Here is a 17,720-nt window from a genome sequence, read left to right as displayed (position 1 = left end):
ACAAGCCTCCGATGGGCGGATTTGCTCTCACCCTAAGCCATCGGCTTGCTGTTGCAACATGCAGGCATTAACGGAGCATGCGCCGGACCAGGGTGCGCAGCGGGACTGCCCTGACCACCATGCTGAGCCGCCCCTTGCCCGCCGTGCCGTACGGCTTGGCGGTCCGCCGGACCGTCCCGCGCCACCACGTGCGCGCCGGTGCGATGAGCTCCGCGGCCGCCTCGACACGGAAGCGCACCGGGGGACCGCCCAGGTCCAGCTCCAGGTAGGCGTCCCAGGTCCCGGCCGCCGCCCGCCCGGCCGCCGTCCGCGCGGTGAACCCGCCGTCCGGCCCGGCCGTGACCGGCGTGTACAGCTCGCGCCCGGAGTGCCGGTCCCGCCACACCAGCCGCCGTACGGCCCGCGGCCCGGCCGGGACCGGCCGGTGCCGGCCGACCGTCACCTCGCCGGTCAGCGCCAGCCGGTGCCCGGCCGCCCAGTGCGACCGGGTCAGCCGTGCCGTGCCGGGCACGGTGAGCACGTGACCGCCGACGTCGATGCTGAGGTTGCCGTGGGGCCGGGTGAAGTAGGGCAGGACGATCGTCCCGCCGACCACGCGGGGCTCCGGCCGGGCGATCGTCCCGTCCCGGTCCGCGCCGAGCCGTGCCGTGCGGACGATCCCCTCGCACTCGACGGCCACGTGGACGTCCCACACCCCGGACGACAGCCCGGTCAGGTCGATCGTCCCGGTGATCTCCCCGCCGTCTCCGGCCGTGGGCACGACGACGTCGGCGCGGGGCGGCTCCCCGTCCGGCCGCGGGCGCAGCACCAGGGTGACGCCGTCGACGGCGAGCTCCGGCCTGCCCGCCGTGCCCAGGGCGTCCAGCGCGACCCGGCCGGAGACCGTCAGCGCGGTCGCCCCGGCGTCCCAGCGCAGTCCCGTGAGCTCTCTGCGGACCGCGGCCGACTCGATGTGCGCCAGCCGTACGAGGCGGTCGATGTCCTCCAGCGCGGCGATCCGGTGCCGGTCGACCGGGGGGAGGCGCTCCCGCACGCCGTCGGTCAGCCAGCGCTCGCACAGGTCGGCGACCTCGGCCGCGATCTCCTTGCGCTCGATCTCCCCCGCCTCCAGGAAGGACCTGCCGAGGTGGGCGAGGGCGTCCAGCCGGAGGTGGCGGCGGAGCAGGTGGTCGCGGAGCGGGCCGGGCTGCACGTGGGCGGCCACCAGCTCGATCGGCCTCCTGATCATCCGCATCCAGGAGATCGGGTCGCGGCTCCCCTTCCGCTGCATGATGCTGGTCCCGTCGGGCCGGTCGACCAGGTGGTAGCAGTCGTAGTCGGCGACCACCGAGATCACCTCGGCGTGGCAGTAGGCGTGGGCGGTGAAGACGATGTCCTCGCCGACCGTGAGCTTCTCGTCGAAGCGGACGCCGTGTCGCTCGATCATCTCCCTGCGGAACAGCTTGAAGCAGCTGAGGCTGTTGTAGACGGCGCTGTCCTCCAGCGGCACCCGTTCGGCGTTCTCCTGGAACATGGAGACCGGGGCCCTGCGCCCGTGGCCGACGATCTTCCCCAGGACGATGTCGGAGCCGTTGCGCTCGGCCATGGCCAGCATCCGCTCCAGCGCCTCCGGGCCGAGGTAGTCGTCGGCGTCGCAGAAGAAGACGTATCTCCCCCGGGCGACGGACAGGCCCGTGTTTCGCGGGCGGCCCGCGCCGCCCGAGCCCTCCTGGTGGACGACCCGGACGATCCCGGGATGGCAGGCCGCGTAGAGGTCGGCCAGTTCCCCGCCACCGTCGGTGGAGCCGTCGTCCACGACGACGATCTCCTTGTCGACCCGCTGGACCAGCAGCGAGGTCAGGCACCGGTCCAGGTAGGGCCGGCAGTCGTGGAGAGGGACGATCACGCTCACGTCGACGGCGGACCGGCCGGCGCCCGCCGCCGCCACCGGCTCCCCGCCGTGCCCCGTACGGACTCGCTGGAGGATCGCCCGCGTCACCGCACCGCCCCTCTTCGGTCACATAGCGCATACGTCGCGCTTCAGTATGTGACGAAGAGCGGCCCTCGCGTGGCCGATCCATCCGGTTGGTCCGCTCACCTCCACGCTGAGGTTGCCGTGCACGGTGAAGAACAACCGGTTCGTACGGCTTGCGCCCTCGATCCTCGGTGCGCCGTGCCGGTCCGCGTTGAGCCGCACCTCGCGTGTGAGTCCCCGGCAGCCCACCGCCACGGACACGTCCCACGTCCCCGGCGGGACCCCGGCGACCACGGCCCGGAAGCCTCCGTCGGCCGGGGCGGGAAGGGCGCCGCCGGACGGAGCGGGAGGTCCGCCGCCGGCCGGGAGGGGTGATCCGGTTGCGCCCGGCGGGAGCGGGCGGGCCGGCTGCGGGCCGTCGCCCGGCGGGAGCGCGAAGGCGAGCCGCAGGCCGTCGCCGCGCCGCCGCAGGACGAGCTCCGCCTCGGCCGGCAGCCCCTCCGGTTCCAGCCGCGCGACGCCCTCCAGCGTGAACCCGTCCCGCCCGGCCCGGAGCGCCGCCAGCCGGACCACCGGCCGCACCCTGCCGGTGATCTCGAACAACCGGTCCGGCAGTCCGGCGCGGAAACCCGGGTAGGCGGCGAAGACCCGCCCGCCCTCCACGACCGCCGCGCCGTACGCCCGTCCGGCCGGGAAGCCCGCGACCTCGTCGAGCTCCCGGCGCAGGCCGTGGCGGATGCAGTGGGCACGGAGCGCGTCCGCCGGCGGGAGGCGGTCCATGATCCAGGCGGTCGCCCAGCGGTCCACGATCGGCCGGGCCAGGCCGGTCACCCGGTCCCGGGTCCGGCGGTCGAACGACCGCCACCGCGGGCCGAACCCGCTGAGCACCTCGCACCGGAAGTGCCGCATCATCAGCCGGTCCCGCTCCTCACTCGGCGGGGTGTGCCGCTCGACCAGCTCCATCACCTCGGCGACCTGCGGGAGCCGCTCCAGGGGGTGGACCGCGGACCGGCTGGCGTTGCGCACGCCCTCGCGGTAGGTGAGGTAGTAGCAGTCGTAGTCGGCCACCACCGAGATGACCCGGGCGTTGAGGTAGGCGAGCGCGGTGAAGGGCTGGTCCTCGCCGGTGCGCAGGTGCTCGGGGAAGCGCAGGCCGAGGCGCTCGACCAGGTCGCGCCGGAAGAGCTTCTGCGCCGAGAGCGTGTAGTAGACGCCGTCCCGGTAGAGGTCGGCCCGGTCCCGGTTGCGGGCGAACGGCGTCCTCGGCACCCGGCGCCCACCGACCCCGGCCATCCTGCCGAGCACCACGTCGGAGCCGTTGCGCTCGGCCGCCGCCACCAGGCGCTCCAGTGCCTGGGGCCCCAGGTAGTCGTCGGAGTCGAGGAAGAAGACGTAGCGTCCCCTCGCCAGGCCGAGCCCGGTGTTGCGCGGGCCTCCCGGCCCCCCGGAGGCGGCCTGGTGCACCGCTCTCATCTCCGGATGCCTCATCGCGTAGTCGTCGAGCACGGCTCCGCTGCCGTCCGTCGAGCCGTCGTCGACCGCGACGACCTCCAGCCTCTCCAGCCCGATGCTCTGCCCGACCACCGAGTCGAGGCACTCCCCCAGGTACGCCTCGACGTCGTGCACGGCCACGATCACCGAGACCACGGGAACGTCCACGTTCTCTCCCGACCGCCCTCCGAACAGGAGATGCCCCGGGACCCGGACGGTGATCCCTCCCGCGGCGGAATCGGGCGCCCCCCTCGGGCACCGCGGCCGGGTTCCGGCCGTCCGGCGCGGGTCGCGCCGATTCCGGGCGGCCGATTCGGGGGTGACCGATTTGCAGGCGACCGATTTGCAGGCCGCGTAGAGGGCGGGAGCGTTCTCCGGTGAATTCCCGAGGTAGATCTAGCACATAGCGGGCATGCGGGCAGGCATGGGTGAGCGTTCAGAGGACTTCGACGTCAGCGCGGACGACTTCGGGGACGGCCCCGGACCCCGGCGGGGGGATCTGGACAAGCTGGCCGTCGGCCTGGCCATCTCCGAATCGCTGGCCAACCACGGTCATCACGCCCTGGCCAACGCGCACAGGTCCGCCGCCGACTCCCACCGCCTGCTGGCCGAGGCCGAGGCCGGCGACGTCGGGGAGCACCGGCGGCTGGAGGAGTGGCACCGCTGGTGCGCCCTGGTGGAGAGCCAGCTCGCCGACGAGGCCGACGAGCTGACGCCCACGCGCCGGGACCGGGAGGAGTGAGGCCGTCCGGTCAGCGGCTGCGGTTCGTGCGGACCGGCTCGCCGATCGACCGGCACCGGGGCGTGACGCGCCCCGCACAGCGGTACGGCCCGCGCCCCGATCGGGGTGCGGGCCGTACCTGTTCCCCGGCGGGAGGTCCGCTCAGCGCAGGCGTCCGGCCCCCGCGCGCGCGGGGACGGTGCCGCGCAGCGTGTGGGCGGGGTCGATCCGGGTGAACAGGGTGGGCGTCCAGCCCGCGTCGGCGCCGAGATCGGGGTCGTGCGCGGCGTTGTGGGCGGCGACCAGGTCGGTCGGCGCGCCGCCCACCAGGTTGTCCCTGGCGGTGATCGCGGTGCCCTTCAGGACCGAGAGCACCTTCTCGGCGGGGATGCCGTCGAAGGCGTTGCTCTGCGCGTAGACCTGCGAGCCCGCGCCCACGCCGATGCTGTAGAGGTAGTTGTCACCGCCGGTGTAGTAGTTGTTGTAGATGTGCACCTGGCCGAAGCGCACCCGCGGGGTCCGCTGGCCGAGGCCCTCGAAGAAGTTGTGGTGCAGCGTCACCTTGAGCTTGTCGGTCTCGCCGTACCGGGTGCCGTTGTCGGTGTTGCCGATCAGCGTCACCTTGTCGTGGCCGCTCAGGTGGTTCCACGACATCGTCACGTGGTTCGCACCGCGCACGATGTCGAGCAGCCCGTCGTGGACCTGGTACGGCCGGCCGAAGTAGGACGGCTGGTTCGAGTCGGGGTTGTCGCCGTCGTTGAGGGTGTTGTGGTCCAGCCAGACGTGCGTGGCCCCGGAGACCTCGACGTTGTCGAAGGAGGCGTTCCAGTTGCCCTCGTCGCCGTCGGTCGGGTCCCACTGCGGGAAGCAGTCGGAGGTGTCGGTGATGGTGAGGTTGCGGACGATGACGTTGTCGACGTTCGTGATCCGGATGCCGAAGCTCTTCAGTGCGGCGTCGGAGCCCAGGCCGACCAGGGTGACGTTGGAGCCGACGTTGATCGTGACATGCTGGGCCATCTTGTCGTAGGAGGCCTTGCGGGCCTCCTCCAGCGGGCCGGAGGGCACCCTGTCCCTGCCCCAGACCGCCGGGTCGTAGGCGGCCAGGTACGCCTGCAGGCTGTAGCCGTTCACCGCGTAGGAGTCGCAGGTGAGCGGGTTGCCCGCGGCGTCGGTGTCGGCGTCGATGGCGCCCTTGACGTAGATGATCTTCGGGGTGTTGTCCGCCGGGTTCCCGAGCGCGGCACGGAGCTGCGCGGCGGTGGAGACGGTGTACACGTTCTCCGGGCGGGCGGCCGAGCCGCCGGTGGTGCCGGCGCCCTCGGCGGCCCAGCCGTCGTTCTCGGGCAGCACCTGGCGGCCGAGCCGGTTGTCGGAGCCGGTGGGGAAGCTGCGGAACGGGTCCCAGCCGTCGGCGCCCCTGAGATAGTCCTCCGGGTCGTGCTGCCTGGCCTGCTCCCGGGTCAGCTGCGGCCGGTCGCCGTTGACCGCCGCGCCCGGACCGCGGTTGAGGTACTCGGCGAGCCGGGCCTCCCGCCAGTTCAGGCCGGACATGTCGGTCCAGGGGGCGTCCTTGAACTGCTGGCCGAGCCAGGACTCGCGGATCAGGACCTGGCCGCGGGCGGTGGCCGAGCCGCCGGCCGGCCACGGGCGGCCCAGGTGGACGGTCTTGGCGGGGGCGTCGCTGACCAGGTGGCTGCGGTAGATCATGAACCCGTAGGGGTTGGTGATCTCGGTGCTGGCCGCGGTGACGTAGCCGTTGTTGCCGTCGGCGGCGCCGCGGCTCAGGGACTTGATCACGCAGTTGTGGAAGAGCGCGGTGGCCCGGCCGAAGATGAAGTCGACGTCGCCCTCGACGTAGCAGTTGCGGAAGTACTGCCGGGCCGTGGTGGTGGCGCTGGGGGTGTTGGCGTAGAGGGTGTCCTGGTTGCCGATGAACCGGACGTTCTCGTAGACCTGCCGGTCGCCGGTGGTGCGCACCGCCACGGCCTGGCTGCCGCCGCCCGCGGCCTCGTCGTAGGAGTTCTCGAAGGTGAGGTTGCGGGCGGTGAAGTCGGGCGCGCTGATCACGTAGGAGGCGCTGCCCGAGGTGCCGTAGGTGCCCGAGCCGTCCGGCTTCGGGGTCTTGGCGGCGGCGTCGAAGGTGAGCACGACCTTGCTCGGGTCGGCGGTGTCGCCGACCAGGGAGATGTACGGCTTGTCCGCGGGGATGACCACCTGCTGCTTGTAGGTGCCCTCGCGGACCTTGATGGTGACCGGCCTGGTGTTGCCGGCCTGGACGGCGTCGACCGCGGCCTGCACGGTCGTGTGGTCGCCCGAGCCGTCGGCGGCGACCACGATGGTGCCGGGACGGGATGGGGCGGTCTCGGCGAGGGCCGGCGCGGCCGTCGCGACGACCGTGAGCGCGATGACCGTGGGGAGTGTCAGGAGTCGCATCTGCAACCTTGAGGAGGAAGCGGCAATCGGTTGCATGAAACGCTGACGTAATCCCACATTCACGTCAATAGCCTTGAGGAAATCGCTTTCCCTGATTACAAGCGCTTGCAGGAAAAGCCGGAAAAAGGGCACGCCGACGGCCCCGGAGGGTGGGGGGAGGGCCCTCCGGGGCCGTACGGGCCGCGCCGCCGGAGCGGCGGGGCCGTCAGGGGGGTGCGGCGCGGGGTCAGGGCGGCGTGAGTACCCCGTTCACCCGGCGTGGCAGCCGCCACGGGTTGTCGTCGCGCAGCGCCTCGGGCAGCAGGTGCGGCGGGCAGTCCTGGTACACGACCGGCCGCAGGAAGCGGAAGACCGCGGCCGCACCGACCGAGGTGGTCGTCGGCTCGGTGGTCGCCGGGTACGGCCCGCCGTGCTCCTGGGCCCAGCCGACCGCCACCCCGGTCGGGTAGCCGTCGAAGACCAGCCGCCCCGCCCGGTCCCGCATCACCGCCACCAGGCGGGCGGCCAGCTTCTCCTCCTCCGGCTCGCTGTGCAGCGTCGCGGTCAGGTTGCCGGGGGCCGCGGCCAGCGCCTCGACCAGCTCGTCCTCGTCGTCGTAGGTGAGCACGACGGTCACCGGCCCGAAGCACTCCTCCATCAGCAGCTCGGAGTCGTCCAGGGCGGAGACGGGCCCGGTGAGCAGCCGGGCCGCCACCTGCCTCGTACCCTGTCCCGCCTGGCCGGCCGCCGCCACGCGCAGGCCGGGTACGGCCTCCCGGGCGGCCGCGCCCTCCTCGAACCGCTCCCGGATGCCGTCGCCGAGCAGCACCTGCGGGCCGAGCCCGGCGAAGTGCCCCGCCATCGCCTCGACCAGCCCGGCGCCCGCGGGGGCCAGGACCAGCCCCGGCTTGACGCAGAACTGTCCCGCGCCCAGCGTCGCCGAGGCCGAGAGCCCGGCCGCGATCTCCCCGGTACGGCGGGCCGCCGCGCCGGGGGTGACGACGAGCGGGTTGAGGCTGCCCAGTTCCCCGTAGAACGGGATCGGCTCGGGCCGGGACTTGGCCAGGTCGTGCAGGAAGCGGCCGCCCGCGGTCGACCCGGTGAACCCGACGGCCTTGACCAGGGGGCTGGTGACCAGTGCGATCCCGGCCTCGTGGCCGTGGACGAGCTGGACGACCTCCTCGGGCAGGCCCGCCCGGCGGGCGCCCTCCTGCAGCGCGGCCAGGGTCAGCTCGGAGGTCTCCGGGTGCAGCGGGTGGGCCTTGACGATGACCGGGCAGCCCGCGGCCAGGGCGCTGGCGGTGTCGCCGCCGCCGACGCTGAAGGCGAAGGGGAAGTTGCTGGCGGAGAAGACCCCGACGATGCCGAGCGGGACGTTCATCCGGCGCAGGTCCGGCCCGCCTCCACCCGTCCCGGCGGCCCCGCCGCCGGTGTCGATGCGCGCGTCGAGGAAGGAGCCGTCGCGCAGCACCTCGGCCATGAGCCGGAGCTGGCCGCCGGTCCGGGCGACCTCCCCGGTCAGCCGGGGCAGGCCGAGCGCGGTCTCCGCGTCCGCGGCGTACACCAGGGTGTCCACCCGCTCGTCCAGCACGTCGGCCATGGCCTCCAGCAGCGCGGCCCGGCCCGCGGGCCCGGCCGCGTCCAGGGCCGGGAGCACCGCCTCGGCCTCGCGGCAGGCGCGGCCGACCTCCTCCCGGCTGGTCGAGACGTACTCCCGGCGGCGCTCGCCCGAGCGCGCGTCGACGCTCCAGACGGGCTCGGCGGGCCGCCACTCCAGCCGGGCGGCGTCGGGCTCGCGGACGGCGGCGGGCAGCAGCTCGCCCGCCGCCTCCAGCAGCAGCCCGGCCACCTCGATCGCGCCGCGCGCGGTGAAGTGGGTGTCGTCGGCGCTGCCCCTGGGGTAGTTGGGGTGCGGGTCGAGCCAGAGGAACAACTCCCTGGTCGCCTCGGGGCCGAGCTCCCGCCAGCGCCGGAAGCTCACGGCCTGCAGGTCGATCAGGGGCACCCCCTCGGCGGCGGCCAGGTCCCGCATCGCGTCGGGATAGCGGCCGTGCGTGCCCTCCGGGCCGAAGGCGCGCCGTTCGACGGAGGTGACCAGCACCGGGCGCGCGGCCCGCTCACGGGCCCCGCGGACGTAGCGGCGCAGGTAGTCCTGGTAGCCGCCGTACGGCGGGGCGAAGCGGCCCTGCTCGTGCTTGCCGTCGTTGTGGCCGAAGCAGATCAGCAGGTGGTCGCCCGGCCCGATGGCGTCCATGATCCGCTGGTACATCCCCAGGTGCTCGACCGAGGTGCGGGCGCTGGCCCCGGGGATGGCCTCGTTGACCACCGGCACGTCCCAGAAGAGCGGGAGCGCCTGGCCCCAGCCCGCCTGCGGGGCGAGCGTGACCGGGTAGGCGGCCGCGGTGGAGTCCCCGGCGATGAAGACCGTCACGGCGCCTCCCCGGCCGATTCCGCCGGGGCACCGGTCCCGGCCGCGCCCGCTGCCACCCCGGGGGTCCCGGTTCCGGCCGGGTCGGCGGTGCCCGCCGTACCGGCGGCCTCCGCCAGGCGCGCGGCGGCGGCCCGGTCGAGCCGACCGTCCGCCACGACCGTGACCACCCGCCGGGTCAGCGTGTCCGCGACGGGCAGCGGGCGGTCCCAGGCGAGGGCCGGGCCGACGCCGGGGTACTCGGCGACCCGCACGAACCACGGGTCCACCGCGCCGACCTGGACGAAGACCAGGCTCCAGGCGTCGGACACCAGCGCCAGCCAGGGGGTGACGCTGCCGTGCACGGCCTGCTCGCCCTCGGCCTCGGCGGTGAACACCGCCAGGTCCGCCGACTCCTTGGGCGCCCGCCAGAAGAACCCGCCGTACCCGGCGCCCGGCCGCCCCTTGCAGGCCGAGCTCTTGATCTCCAGCGGCTCGCGCACGGTGAGCTCGAAGGCGAAGTCCAGCGCCCAGGCCCCGCCCGGGTCCGGTGCCCCGGTCCTCGACTGGCCGGGTGTCCCCGCCGCATCCTCCGGAGCCGGCAGTGATACCGGCACCGGCACCGCCAGCACGGTCCGCCGCTCCCGGGCGACGGTCGCGCCGTCGGGCCCGATCCAGGTCAGCTCCTCGGCGAACCCGCCCTCGACCTCCTCGAAGGCGTCGTGCCGCTGCCGGCCGTGGTCGTCCAGCCAGGTCGCGCCCTGATCGCGGACGAAGGTCCGGCCGCCCCAGAAGTTCACCGCGCCGACGTCCGCGATGGCCAGGCTGACGCCCAGGTGGTGGACGTGGTCGTCGGGGCGGAACTCGGTGACCGGCACCCCGCCCCGGGTCCGCACCGGGTGCAGGTACGGCCGCGGCGAGTCGGCGGCGGGCAGGTCGGGGCGCCACACGTAGGACGCGACCGGCGTCCCCGCCACGCTCAGCTCCCGCCGGGCCGCCCAGGCCACGCCCAGCTCGGAGAAGAGGGCCAGCCGCTCGGCGCTCGCGTCCGTCAGCGCCTTGATGCCCGGCAGCTCCCGCCGGTCGGGGTGGAGCACCTGGTGCTCGTCCGCGATCGGCAGCGGGTCGGGCGCCAGCCGTACCGCCTCCATGAACTCCATGAAGGCGCCGGTGCGGACCAGCGGCACCAGCAACTCCACCCCGGTCCTGACGTGCTCGACCAGGTTCTCCAGCAGGTTCGCCCGGGGGTGGACGGTCCCGTCGAGCTCGTCGGTGGTGTAGGTCAGCCGGGCGGTGCCCGCCGAGCCGTGCACGATCAGGTACGGCTCGGTGCGCCCCGTCGAGCAGAGCGTCACGGCCACGGTGATCACCCGGCCGTCCGCCAGGCGGATCCGGGCCGTGGAGGTGTCGTCCGCCTCGATCGGGTTGGCGTGGAACATCTCCAGCTCGACGGAGGCGACCGCGCCGCGCTCCTCGGCCCCGGCGACCGCCAGCGCGGTGGCCGTCGCGTGCGCGAACGGGTTGGTGAGCGCGCCGTCCACCACGTCCTGGCCGTCCAGCCGCCGCCGGCCCGACCAGGCCGAGCGGGTGTAGTAGTCGGCGGGCCGCTCCCAGGCTCCCGCCACCCCGATGCCGCGCACCTCGCCGAGCTCGCCGGAGGCGATCCGCTTGCGCAGCGCGGGGATCGCGGCGGAGGCGAGGCTCTGGAAGCCGACCTGGCAAGCCAGCCCGGTCTCCGCCACCGCCGCGGCGATCCGCTCGAAGGCGGCCAGCGAGGCCGCGGGCGGCTTCTCCAGCAGCAGGTGCGAGCCCGCGCCCAGCGCGGTCACGGCGAGGTCGGCGTGGGTGTTGATCGGCGTGCACAGGATGGTGACCTCGGCGCCGGTGCGCTCGATCAGTCCTGCCAGGCCGTCGGGGCGCACCTGCTCGGGGGTGCCCAGGCCGTGCAGCCAGTCGGCCTCCACCGGGCGCACGTCGCAGACGCCGACCAGCTCGACCAGTCCCCGGGCGGACAGCCCGCGCAGGTTCTCCAGGTGCGACCGGCCGTGGCCGTACACGCCCGCGAGCACGACCCGGGTCGCCCCGCCGTCCGCCGCTCCCGCGGCCCTGCCCGTCCCCGGGCCCGTTCCCGAGCCCGTTCCCGAGCCCGTCCTCGGGCCCGTTCCCGAGCCCGCCATCGGGTCCGTCATCGGGTCCTTCCCGTCCTCCGTCACCCCGCCCATGTCAGCCCCAGTCCCGGACGGCCCGCCGAACGCAGCTCCGCGCCGGTGATCTCCACCGGGTACGGCGCGGCCAGCAGTCCCAGATCCGACAGGGAGGCGTCCTCCACCAGCTCCACCATGACGGGGTGGTGCAGGGTGAGGGCGAGCTGCCCGGAGAGCTCGGTCAGCAGGTGCGGGTAGACCGGCACGTCGAAGGCGCGGGCCAGCTCGGCCACGCGCAGGAACGGGGTGATCCCGCCGACCCTGACCACGTTGGGCTGGACCACGTCGCAGGCGCCCGCGGTGAGCAGGTCGCGGAAGCCGTGCACGGTGTAGACGTTCTCGCCCACCGCCACCGGTACGTCGATGCTCCGCCGCAGCTCCACGTGGGCGGCGACGTCGTCGGCGGGCAGCGGCTCCTCGATCCAGTGCAGGCCGTACGGTTCCAGCGCGGCGATCGCGCGGCGGGCCCGGTGCAGGTCCCAGCGCTGGTTGGCGTCGATCATCAGGATCGTGCCGGGGCCGACGGCCTCGCGGACCGCGGCCACCCGCTCGACGTCCTCGGCCAGATCGGGCTTTCCCACCTTCATCTTGACCGCAGGGTAGCCCGCGGCCTTCCAGCGGCCGGCCTGCTCGACCAGTTCGTCCAGGGAGTAGTGCAGGTTGACGCCGCTGCCGTACACCGGGAGGCTCTCCCGGCGCGGGCCGAGCACGTCCACCAGGGAGGACTCCCCGCAGCGCAGGTCCCACAGCGCCAGGTCCACCCCGGCCATCGCGACCGTGGCCAGCCCGCCGCGCCCGGCCTCGCTCAGGTGGACCGCGAGCCGGTCCCAGACCACGCCCGGGTGGGCGGGCAGGCCGATCAGCGCCTCGCGGACGTCGTTGTCCAGCAGGGCCCGCACGGCGTGCGCGCCGATCTGCGGCGTCCAGGAGAAACCGGTGCCGGTCCGCCCGTCCTCCAGCGTGACCTCGCACACGATCACGTGGTTGTACGGCACGTCCGCACCCCAGGGCCGGCGCAGCGGCGCCGACCGCAGGGTGGTCTTCAAATCCTTGATCATTCGGACACCAGGGCGAGGCCGCGCTTGATGATCTCGTCGAGCTCCGCCAGGTGTTCGGGGGTGAGGTCGGTCAGCGGCGCCCGGACCGGGCCGACGTCCAGGCCGCGCAGCCGCAGGCCCGCCTTGACCAGCGCGACCGCGTATCCCGGGCCCTTGCCGCGCAGCTCGACCAGGGGCGCGTAGAACTCGGTCAGCAGCCGCTCGCTCAGGTCGCCGCCGTCGAAGTAGGCGGTGGCGATCTCCGGGGCGAAGGCGAAGACGGCCGAGGAGTACAGCTCCACGCCGAGGCCGCGGTAGGCCGGCATGGTGAGCTCGGCGGTCGGCAGGCCGTTGAAGAAGGTGAAGTCCGGGCCGATCTCCCGCCGGACCGCCAGCACGGTGCGCTGGAAGCGGTCGATGTCGCCCAGCCCGTCCTTGAGTCCGATGACGCCGGGGATGCGGGCCAGCTCCACCACCGCGTCGGGCTCCAGCACCAGCGCGCCGCGCTGGTAGACGATGACGGGCAGCTCCGCGGCGATCGCGCGGACGTACTCGGCGAAGCCGGCGCGGCTGCCGAGCATCAGGTAGGGCGGCATGAGCAGCAGGCCGTCGGCGCCCGCGGCGCGGGCCGCGCGGGCCTGCTCCAGTGCCGCGCCGAGCGGGCCGCCCGCGCCCGCGAGCACCGGCACCGCGCCCTGGACGGTCTTGACCGCCACCTCGACGGCGCGGGTGTGCTCGGCCTGGGACAGCGCGGAGAACTCCCCGGTGCCGCAGGCGACGAAGACGCCGCCCGGGCGGTGCTCCAGGTTCCGGCCGATGTGCTCGGCCAGCACGTCCTCGGCCAGCGCGCCCTCGGCGTCGAACGGCGTCACGGGGAAGAACAGGACTCCGCTGAGATTCATGGTCGGTCGTTCCCTTCGGGAAGGCTCTGCTTCGGGAAAGTCTGTTTCGGGGGAGGCCCCGGCTCCGGGCCCGGACTTCGGGCTGGACCCCGGGCTTCGGGCCGGGCTCCGGACCTGGACTCCGGGCTCCGGACCTGGACTCCGGGCTCCGGACCTGGACTCCGGGTTCGGGCTCGGCTCCGGGTCCGGGGAGGCCCGGCTTCAGGCGAGCTCGGTGCGCCAGCTGCGCTTGGCCTGCCAGCCCAGCATGCGCTCGGCCTTGGCGGACGAGAAGGCCGGCGCGGTGCCGGTGAGACCGGCGGCGAGGCCCGCGGTGGAGGGCATGACCTGCGGCAGCAGCTCCGCCAGCGGCTCGCGGGCCAGCGCGTCGGCGGCCCCGGCGAAGAAGGTCTCGCCGTTCGGCAGATCGGGCAACCGGTCCAGGAGGGTGATGAACAGGTCGGCCGCGTCGCGGGCGTCGATGTAGTTGAACAGCGAGACCCCGGCGATCTCCGGCCGGTCCAGCCGCTCGGTCACCGTGTGCCCCGACTGGGTCGGCGCACCCTCCCACTCCTCCGGCGCGATCACGAAGCAGGGCCGCACCGCCGCCAGCTTCGTCGCGGCGGTGCGCGCGAAGGAGCGCATCGTCTCCTCCGCCACGTGCTTCGACAGGTTGTAGGCGTTCCACGGCTGCGAGGGGTGGTCCTCGTCGAGGGGCAGGTAGGAGGGGGTCCAGCCGCCCGGCGAACCGTACCCGACGACGGTCGGGCTGCTGGCCACGACCACCTTGCCCACGCCCAGCGCCACCGACGCGTCGCAGACGTTGAAGGCCAGTCTCGTGTTGGTCTGGAAGATCACCTGGTCGCTGCGGCTGAACGGGGTGGCGATGGCCGCCAGGTGCACCACGGCGTCCGGCCGGAACCGTGCGATCACCTCGTACGCCTCACCGAGATCGGTCAGGTCGGCGGGGAGGCTGTCGGCGGCGTCCGCCGGGGTGCCCGGCATGCTGTCCACGCCGATCACCTCGTGACCGGCGGCGGCGAGTGCGGACACGACGCTGCGCCCGAGGCGCCCGGCGCTCCCGGTGACAAGAGTTCTGCTCACGGGTGTCTTTCCCTTCTGGCAGTCACGGGCGAGCCCGAGGACTGCAACCAGTTGCACCAAACAGTGTCGTCAACTCCGGGAAACGTCAAGGGAGCAATTTGCGCTACAGCTCTGAGCTGGTCATATGCGATGAAGGCATGCAGCGATCATCACAACCGGTCGCAGCAAAATGGCGGTCGACCCCCTGCTGAAGGCTGGTAGCCGTGCGATCGCCTGCGTTACGGTGCCGCGGGCGGGACGCCCGCACCCCGGTGCCGACGAGCCCGCCTTCCAGGGAACCGACGCAGAGAGCGAGCCCACCGTGAGATCCGAGACCACCACCCCCGCCGCCCCCGAGGTCGCGAGATTCGGGACCACCCCCGCCGGAGAGGCCGTGGACCGGCACGTGCTGTCGAACGGCCGGCTCCGGGTGGGCGTCCTCACCCTGGGCGCGATCATCCAGTCGATCGAGCTGCCCGACGGGACCGACGTCGTGCTCGGCCTGCCCACCGTGGCCGACTACCTGACCCGGAGCCGCTACTTCGGCGCCGTGGTCGGCCGGTACGGCAACCGCATCGCCGGCGGGCGCTTCACCCTCGACGGCGCCGAGCACCGGCTGCCGCTCAACAACAACGGGCACAGCCTGCACGGCGGCGAGACCGGGTTCGACAAGCGGGTCTGGCGGGCCGAGGCGGACGGCGGGCGCTCCGTCCGGCTGGTCCTGGTCAGCGCGGACGGCGAGGAGGGCTACCCGGGCACGCTCACCGCCTCGGTCACCTACACCCTCACCGACCTCGACGAGCTGCGGATCGACTACCGCGCCACCACCGACGCGCCGACCGTGCTCAACCTGACCAACCACTCGTACTTCAACCTCGCGGACTCGGGCGACGTCCTCGGTCACGTCGTCACCATCGAGGCCGACCACTACCTGCCGGTCGACGAGGGGAAGATCCCCCTGCCCGGGGCGCCCGCGCCGGTGGCGGGCACGCCGTACGACTTCACCCGGCCGGCGGCCGTGGGCGCCCGGCTGGAGGGGTGCTACGACCACTGCTACGTGCTCCGGCCCGGCGGCACGATGCGGGTCGAGGAGCCGGTGAGCGGCCGGGTGATGGAGGTGACGACCAGCGAGCCGGGGGTCCAGTTCTACACCGGGCACATGCTCGACGGCGTCGCCACGCCGTACGGCAGGCACGCCGGGCTCTGCCTGGAGACGCAGCACTTCCCCGACTCGCCGAACCGGCCGGACTATCCCTCCACCGTGCTCCGGCCCGGGGAGGAGTACGCCTCGACGACCGTCTACCGCTTCACCGGCTGATTCAGGTCCGGTTTACCGCTAGAAAGAGTCTCGTGACCGATTTTTTCCCCGAGACTCTCCGGAGATTCCCATCCGGCAATGGATTCATCCTATGACCGGCTGTGTCGCTCCCCCCGCTGCAACCGCTTGTAGCAACTCAGCAATTGTTACAAGATCCTTTATTCTCCGAAACCTTGCGTTAACCGTTTTACCTGCGAAAACATGGTTGTCGATATATCGATAACGATGAAGTAACGCCTGCAAAGGGTTGACGCAGGCTTTCCCCGAGCTATAGGAAAGCGCCATCCAATCACGTCACATCGGGAGGTCCCGTGATGACGAGTGAATCGAGAAAAGCCCGGCTCCGATCCGTTCAGGGGTATCGCCGTGGTTGATTCGCTGTCGCTGAAGAAGCCCGTGGTCACGGCCCCCGCACCCCAGAACGGGCGCCGGCGGGCCGTCAACCGCTCTCGTCGCGAGACGCTGGCGGCCTACACGTTCCTCGCACCCTGGTTCGTCGGCCTGATCTTCATCACGATCGGCCCCATCATCGCCTCGTTCTACCTGTCCTTCACCGACTACAGCCTCCTGGAGGAGGCCAAGTGGGTCGGGCTGGACAACTACACCAAGCTGCTCTCCGAGGATCCGCGGTTCTGGACCTCGCTGAAGGTCACCGCGATCTACGTGGTCGTCTCGGTGCCGCTCCAGCTCGGTTTCGCCCTGCTGCTGGCCCTCGCGCTGGACCGCGGCCTGCGCGGCCTGTCGTTCTACCGGTCGATCTACTACCTGCCCTCGCTCCTCGGCGGCAGCGTCGCGATCGCCATCCTCTGGCGGAAGATCTTCGGTGCCGACGGCCTCGTCAACGGCGTGCTGGCGATCTTCGGCATCGAGGGCACCAGCTACGTCAACAACCCCGACACCGCGCTGGGCACCCTGATCCTGCTGCACGTCTGGACGTTCGGCGCGCCGATGGTCATCTTCCTGGCCGGCCTGCGGCAGATCCCGAGCAGCTACTACGAGGCCGCCCAGATGGACGGCGCCGGAGTCGTCCAGCAGTTCAAGTCCATCACGCTGCCGCTGCTCACGCCGATCATCTTCTTCAACCTCGTGCTCGAGGTGATCAAGTCCTTCCAGTCGTTCACCCAGTCGTTCATCGTCAGCAACGGCACGGGCGGTCCGACCGACTCCACGCTCTTCTACACGCTCTACCTCTACACCAAGGGGTTCAAGGACTACGAGATGGGCTACGCCTCGGCGATGGCCTGGGTGCTCGTGGTCATCATCGCCGGTCTGACCGGGGTCAACTTCCTCGCGTCCAAGTATTGGGTCTTCTATGGCGACAGCAAGTAGCCGGCCGCCGGTCCTCTACCGGCGCCGCATCTCCCGGGGTGCCAAGCACCTGCTGCTGATCGGCTTCGGCCTGGTCATGCTCTATCCGCTGCTGTGGATGATCTCCAGCTCGCTCAAGCCGGAGGAGCTGATCTTCCGCGAGCCTGGCCTGATCCCCAGCGAGGTCACCTTCAGGAACTACACCGAGGGCTGGGACGCGCTGGCCCACCCGTTCGGCTACTACCTGTGGAACTCCGCGGTCATCACGGCACTGTCGGTCATCGGCAACCTGATGGCGTGCTCGCTGGCCGCCTACGCCTTCGCCCGGCTGAACTTCCCGCTGCAGAAGCTCTGGTTCGCGCTCATGATCGGCACGATCATGCTGCCGCTGCACGTGGTGATCGTCCCGCAGTACATCATGTTCTCCCAGCTGGACATGATCAACACGATCTGGCCGCTGATCCTGCCGAAGTTCCTGGCCCACGACTCGTTCTTCATCTTCCTGATGGTCCAGTTCATCAGGACGCTCCCGCGCGAGCTCGACGAGGCCGCCTCGATCGACGGAGCCGGATACTGGCGCACGTTCTTCCGCGTCATCCTCCCGCTCTGCACCCCCGCGCTGACCACTACCGCGATCTTCACGTTCATCTGGACGTGGAACGACTTCTTCAGCCAGCTGCTCTACCTGAACAACCCCGACAACTTCACCGTTCCGGTGGCGCTGCGCACCTTCCTGGACTCCAGCGGCGAGTCCTCCTGGGGCCCGATGTTCGCCATGTCGATCATCGCCCTCGGTCCGATCTTCGGCTTCTTCCTGGCCGGCCAGAAGTACCTGATCCGCGGTATGGCCACCACGGGTCTCAAGTAAGTCCTCTTCAACCCCCCCTAATGATCAAGAGGAAGG

12 protein-coding genes are annotated in these 17,720 nt (G+C 72.2%); 4 read left to right on the top strand and 8 right to left on the bottom strand.

Translation table 11 applies throughout. The features are described from left to right. Nucleotides 1-67: 67 nt before the first annotated feature. Together HS048_RS07640 and HS048_RS07635 are read right to left on the bottom strand one after the other, a co-directional pair. The gene (locus HS048_RS07640) at nt 68-1,978 is read right to left on the bottom strand and encodes a glycosyltransferase family 2 protein (protein WP_196466562.1); all 1,911 of its coding nucleotides are present in this window, start codon (nt 1,976-1,978) and stop codon (nt 68-70) included. A gap of 18 nt (nt 1,979-1,996) precedes the next feature. Further along, complete coding sequence (locus HS048_RS07635) at nt 1,997-3,613, bottom strand: glycosyltransferase family A protein (protein ID WP_196466561.1); 1,617 nt, start codon at nt 3,611-3,613, stop codon at nt 1,997-1,999. A gap of 256 nt (nt 3,614-3,869) precedes the next feature. Between HS048_RS07635 and HS048_RS07630 the strand changes: the two genes are divergently transcribed. Continuing rightward, nucleotides 3,870-4,187, top strand: a complete 318-nt coding sequence (locus tag HS048_RS07630) for a hypothetical protein (RefSeq protein WP_068896485.1) — start codon at nt 3,870-3,872, stop codon at nt 4,185-4,187. A 141-nt stretch (nt 4,188-4,328) separates the two neighbouring features. Here HS048_RS07630 and HS048_RS36930 read toward each other — a convergent pair whose 3' ends face one another. The 6 genes from HS048_RS36930 to HS048_RS07600 all read right to left on the bottom strand — a co-directional run bounded on the left by HS048_RS36930 (nt 4,329) and on the right by HS048_RS07600 (nt 14,211). Then, nucleotides 4,329-6,599: a pectinesterase family protein gene (locus tag HS048_RS36930; protein ID WP_230880762.1), complete on the bottom strand. Its 2,271-nt coding sequence runs from the start codon at nt 6,597-6,599 to the stop codon at nt 4,329-4,331. A gap of 226 nt (nt 6,600-6,825) precedes the next feature. Further along, nucleotides 6,826-9,009 carry an aldehyde dehydrogenase family protein gene (locus HS048_RS07620; protein ID WP_196466560.1) on the bottom strand — a complete coding sequence of 728 codons (2,184 nt, stop codon included), beginning with the start codon at nt 9,007-9,009 and terminating at the stop codon, nt 6,826-6,828. Then, on the bottom strand, nt 9,006-11,198 hold the full coding sequence (locus HS048_RS07615) for a DUF6807 family protein (RefSeq protein ID WP_307832387.1): 2,193 nt from the start codon (nt 11,196-11,198) through the stop codon (nt 9,006-9,008). Before HS048_RS07615 ends, HS048_RS07620 begins: the two co-directional genes overlap by 4 nt. Then, nucleotides 11,195-12,247, bottom strand: a complete 1,053-nt coding sequence (locus HS048_RS07610; RefSeq protein WP_196466559.1) for a mandelate racemase/muconate lactonizing enzyme family protein — start codon at nt 12,245-12,247, stop codon at nt 11,195-11,197. Before HS048_RS07610 ends, HS048_RS07615 begins: the two co-directional genes overlap by 4 nt. Beyond that, nucleotides 12,244-13,128, bottom strand: a complete 885-nt coding sequence (locus tag HS048_RS07605) for a 5-dehydro-4-deoxyglucarate dehydratase (protein ID WP_068896482.1) — start codon at nt 13,126-13,128, stop codon at nt 12,244-12,246. Before HS048_RS07605 ends, HS048_RS07610 begins: the two co-directional genes overlap by 4 nt. 201 nt (nt 13,129-13,329) lie before the next feature. Further along, complete coding sequence (locus HS048_RS07600) at nt 13,330-14,211, bottom strand: NAD(P)-dependent oxidoreductase (RefSeq protein ID WP_196466558.1); 882 nt, start codon at nt 14,209-14,211, stop codon at nt 13,330-13,332. Nucleotides 14,212-14,512: 301 nt separating this feature from the next. Here HS048_RS07600 and HS048_RS07595 point away from each other — a divergent pair, with 301 nt between their 5' ends. From HS048_RS07595 to HS048_RS07585, 3 genes are all read left to right on the top strand, one after another. Then, a complete protein-coding gene (locus HS048_RS07595) occupies nt 14,513-15,508 on the top strand; it encodes an aldose epimerase family protein (protein WP_307832386.1) in 996 nt (331 codons plus the stop codon). Nucleotides 15,509-15,874: 366 nt separating this feature from the next. Next, nucleotides 15,875-16,837, top strand: coding sequence for a carbohydrate ABC transporter permease (locus HS048_RS07590; RefSeq protein WP_068896480.1), 963 nt, complete (start codon nt 15,875-15,877; stop codon nt 16,835-16,837). After that, a complete protein-coding gene (locus HS048_RS07585; RefSeq protein ID WP_068896479.1) occupies nt 16,821-17,684 on the top strand; it encodes a carbohydrate ABC transporter permease in 864 nt (287 codons plus the stop codon). Before HS048_RS07590 ends, HS048_RS07585 begins: the two co-directional genes overlap by 17 nt. Nucleotides 17,685-17,720 lie beyond the last annotated feature (36 nt).

This window comes from Planomonospora sp. ID91781 (assembly GCF_015711595.1).
In the GTDB taxonomy this organism is placed as follows: domain Bacteria; phylum Actinomycetota; class Actinomycetes; order Streptosporangiales; family Streptosporangiaceae; genus Planomonospora; species Planomonospora parontospora.
Note: the sequence above shows the minus strand (reverse complement) of the source record. Positions and strands in the feature narration are given on the sequence as shown.

Excerpts from the sequence above, each read along its gene's own strand:
- HS048_RS07630 (WP_068896485.1), top strand. The coding sequence starts at position 3,870 with ATGGGTGAGCGTTCAGAGGACTTCGACGTCAGCGCGGACGACTTCGGG.
- HS048_RS36930 (WP_230880762.1), bottom strand. The coding sequence starts at position 6,599 with ATGCGACTCCTGACACTCCCCACGGTCATCGCGCTCACGGTCGTCGCG.
- HS048_RS07610 (WP_196466559.1), bottom strand. The coding sequence starts at position 12,247 with ATGATCAAGGATTTGAAGACCACCCTGCGGTCGGCGCCGCTGCGCCGG.
- HS048_RS07605 (WP_068896482.1), bottom strand. The coding sequence starts at position 13,128 with ATGAATCTCAGCGGAGTCCTGTTCTTCCCCGTGACGCCGTTCGACGCC.
- HS048_RS07585 (WP_068896479.1), top strand. The coding sequence starts at position 16,821 with ATGGCGACAGCAAGTAGCCGGCCGCCGGTCCTCTACCGGCGCCGCATC.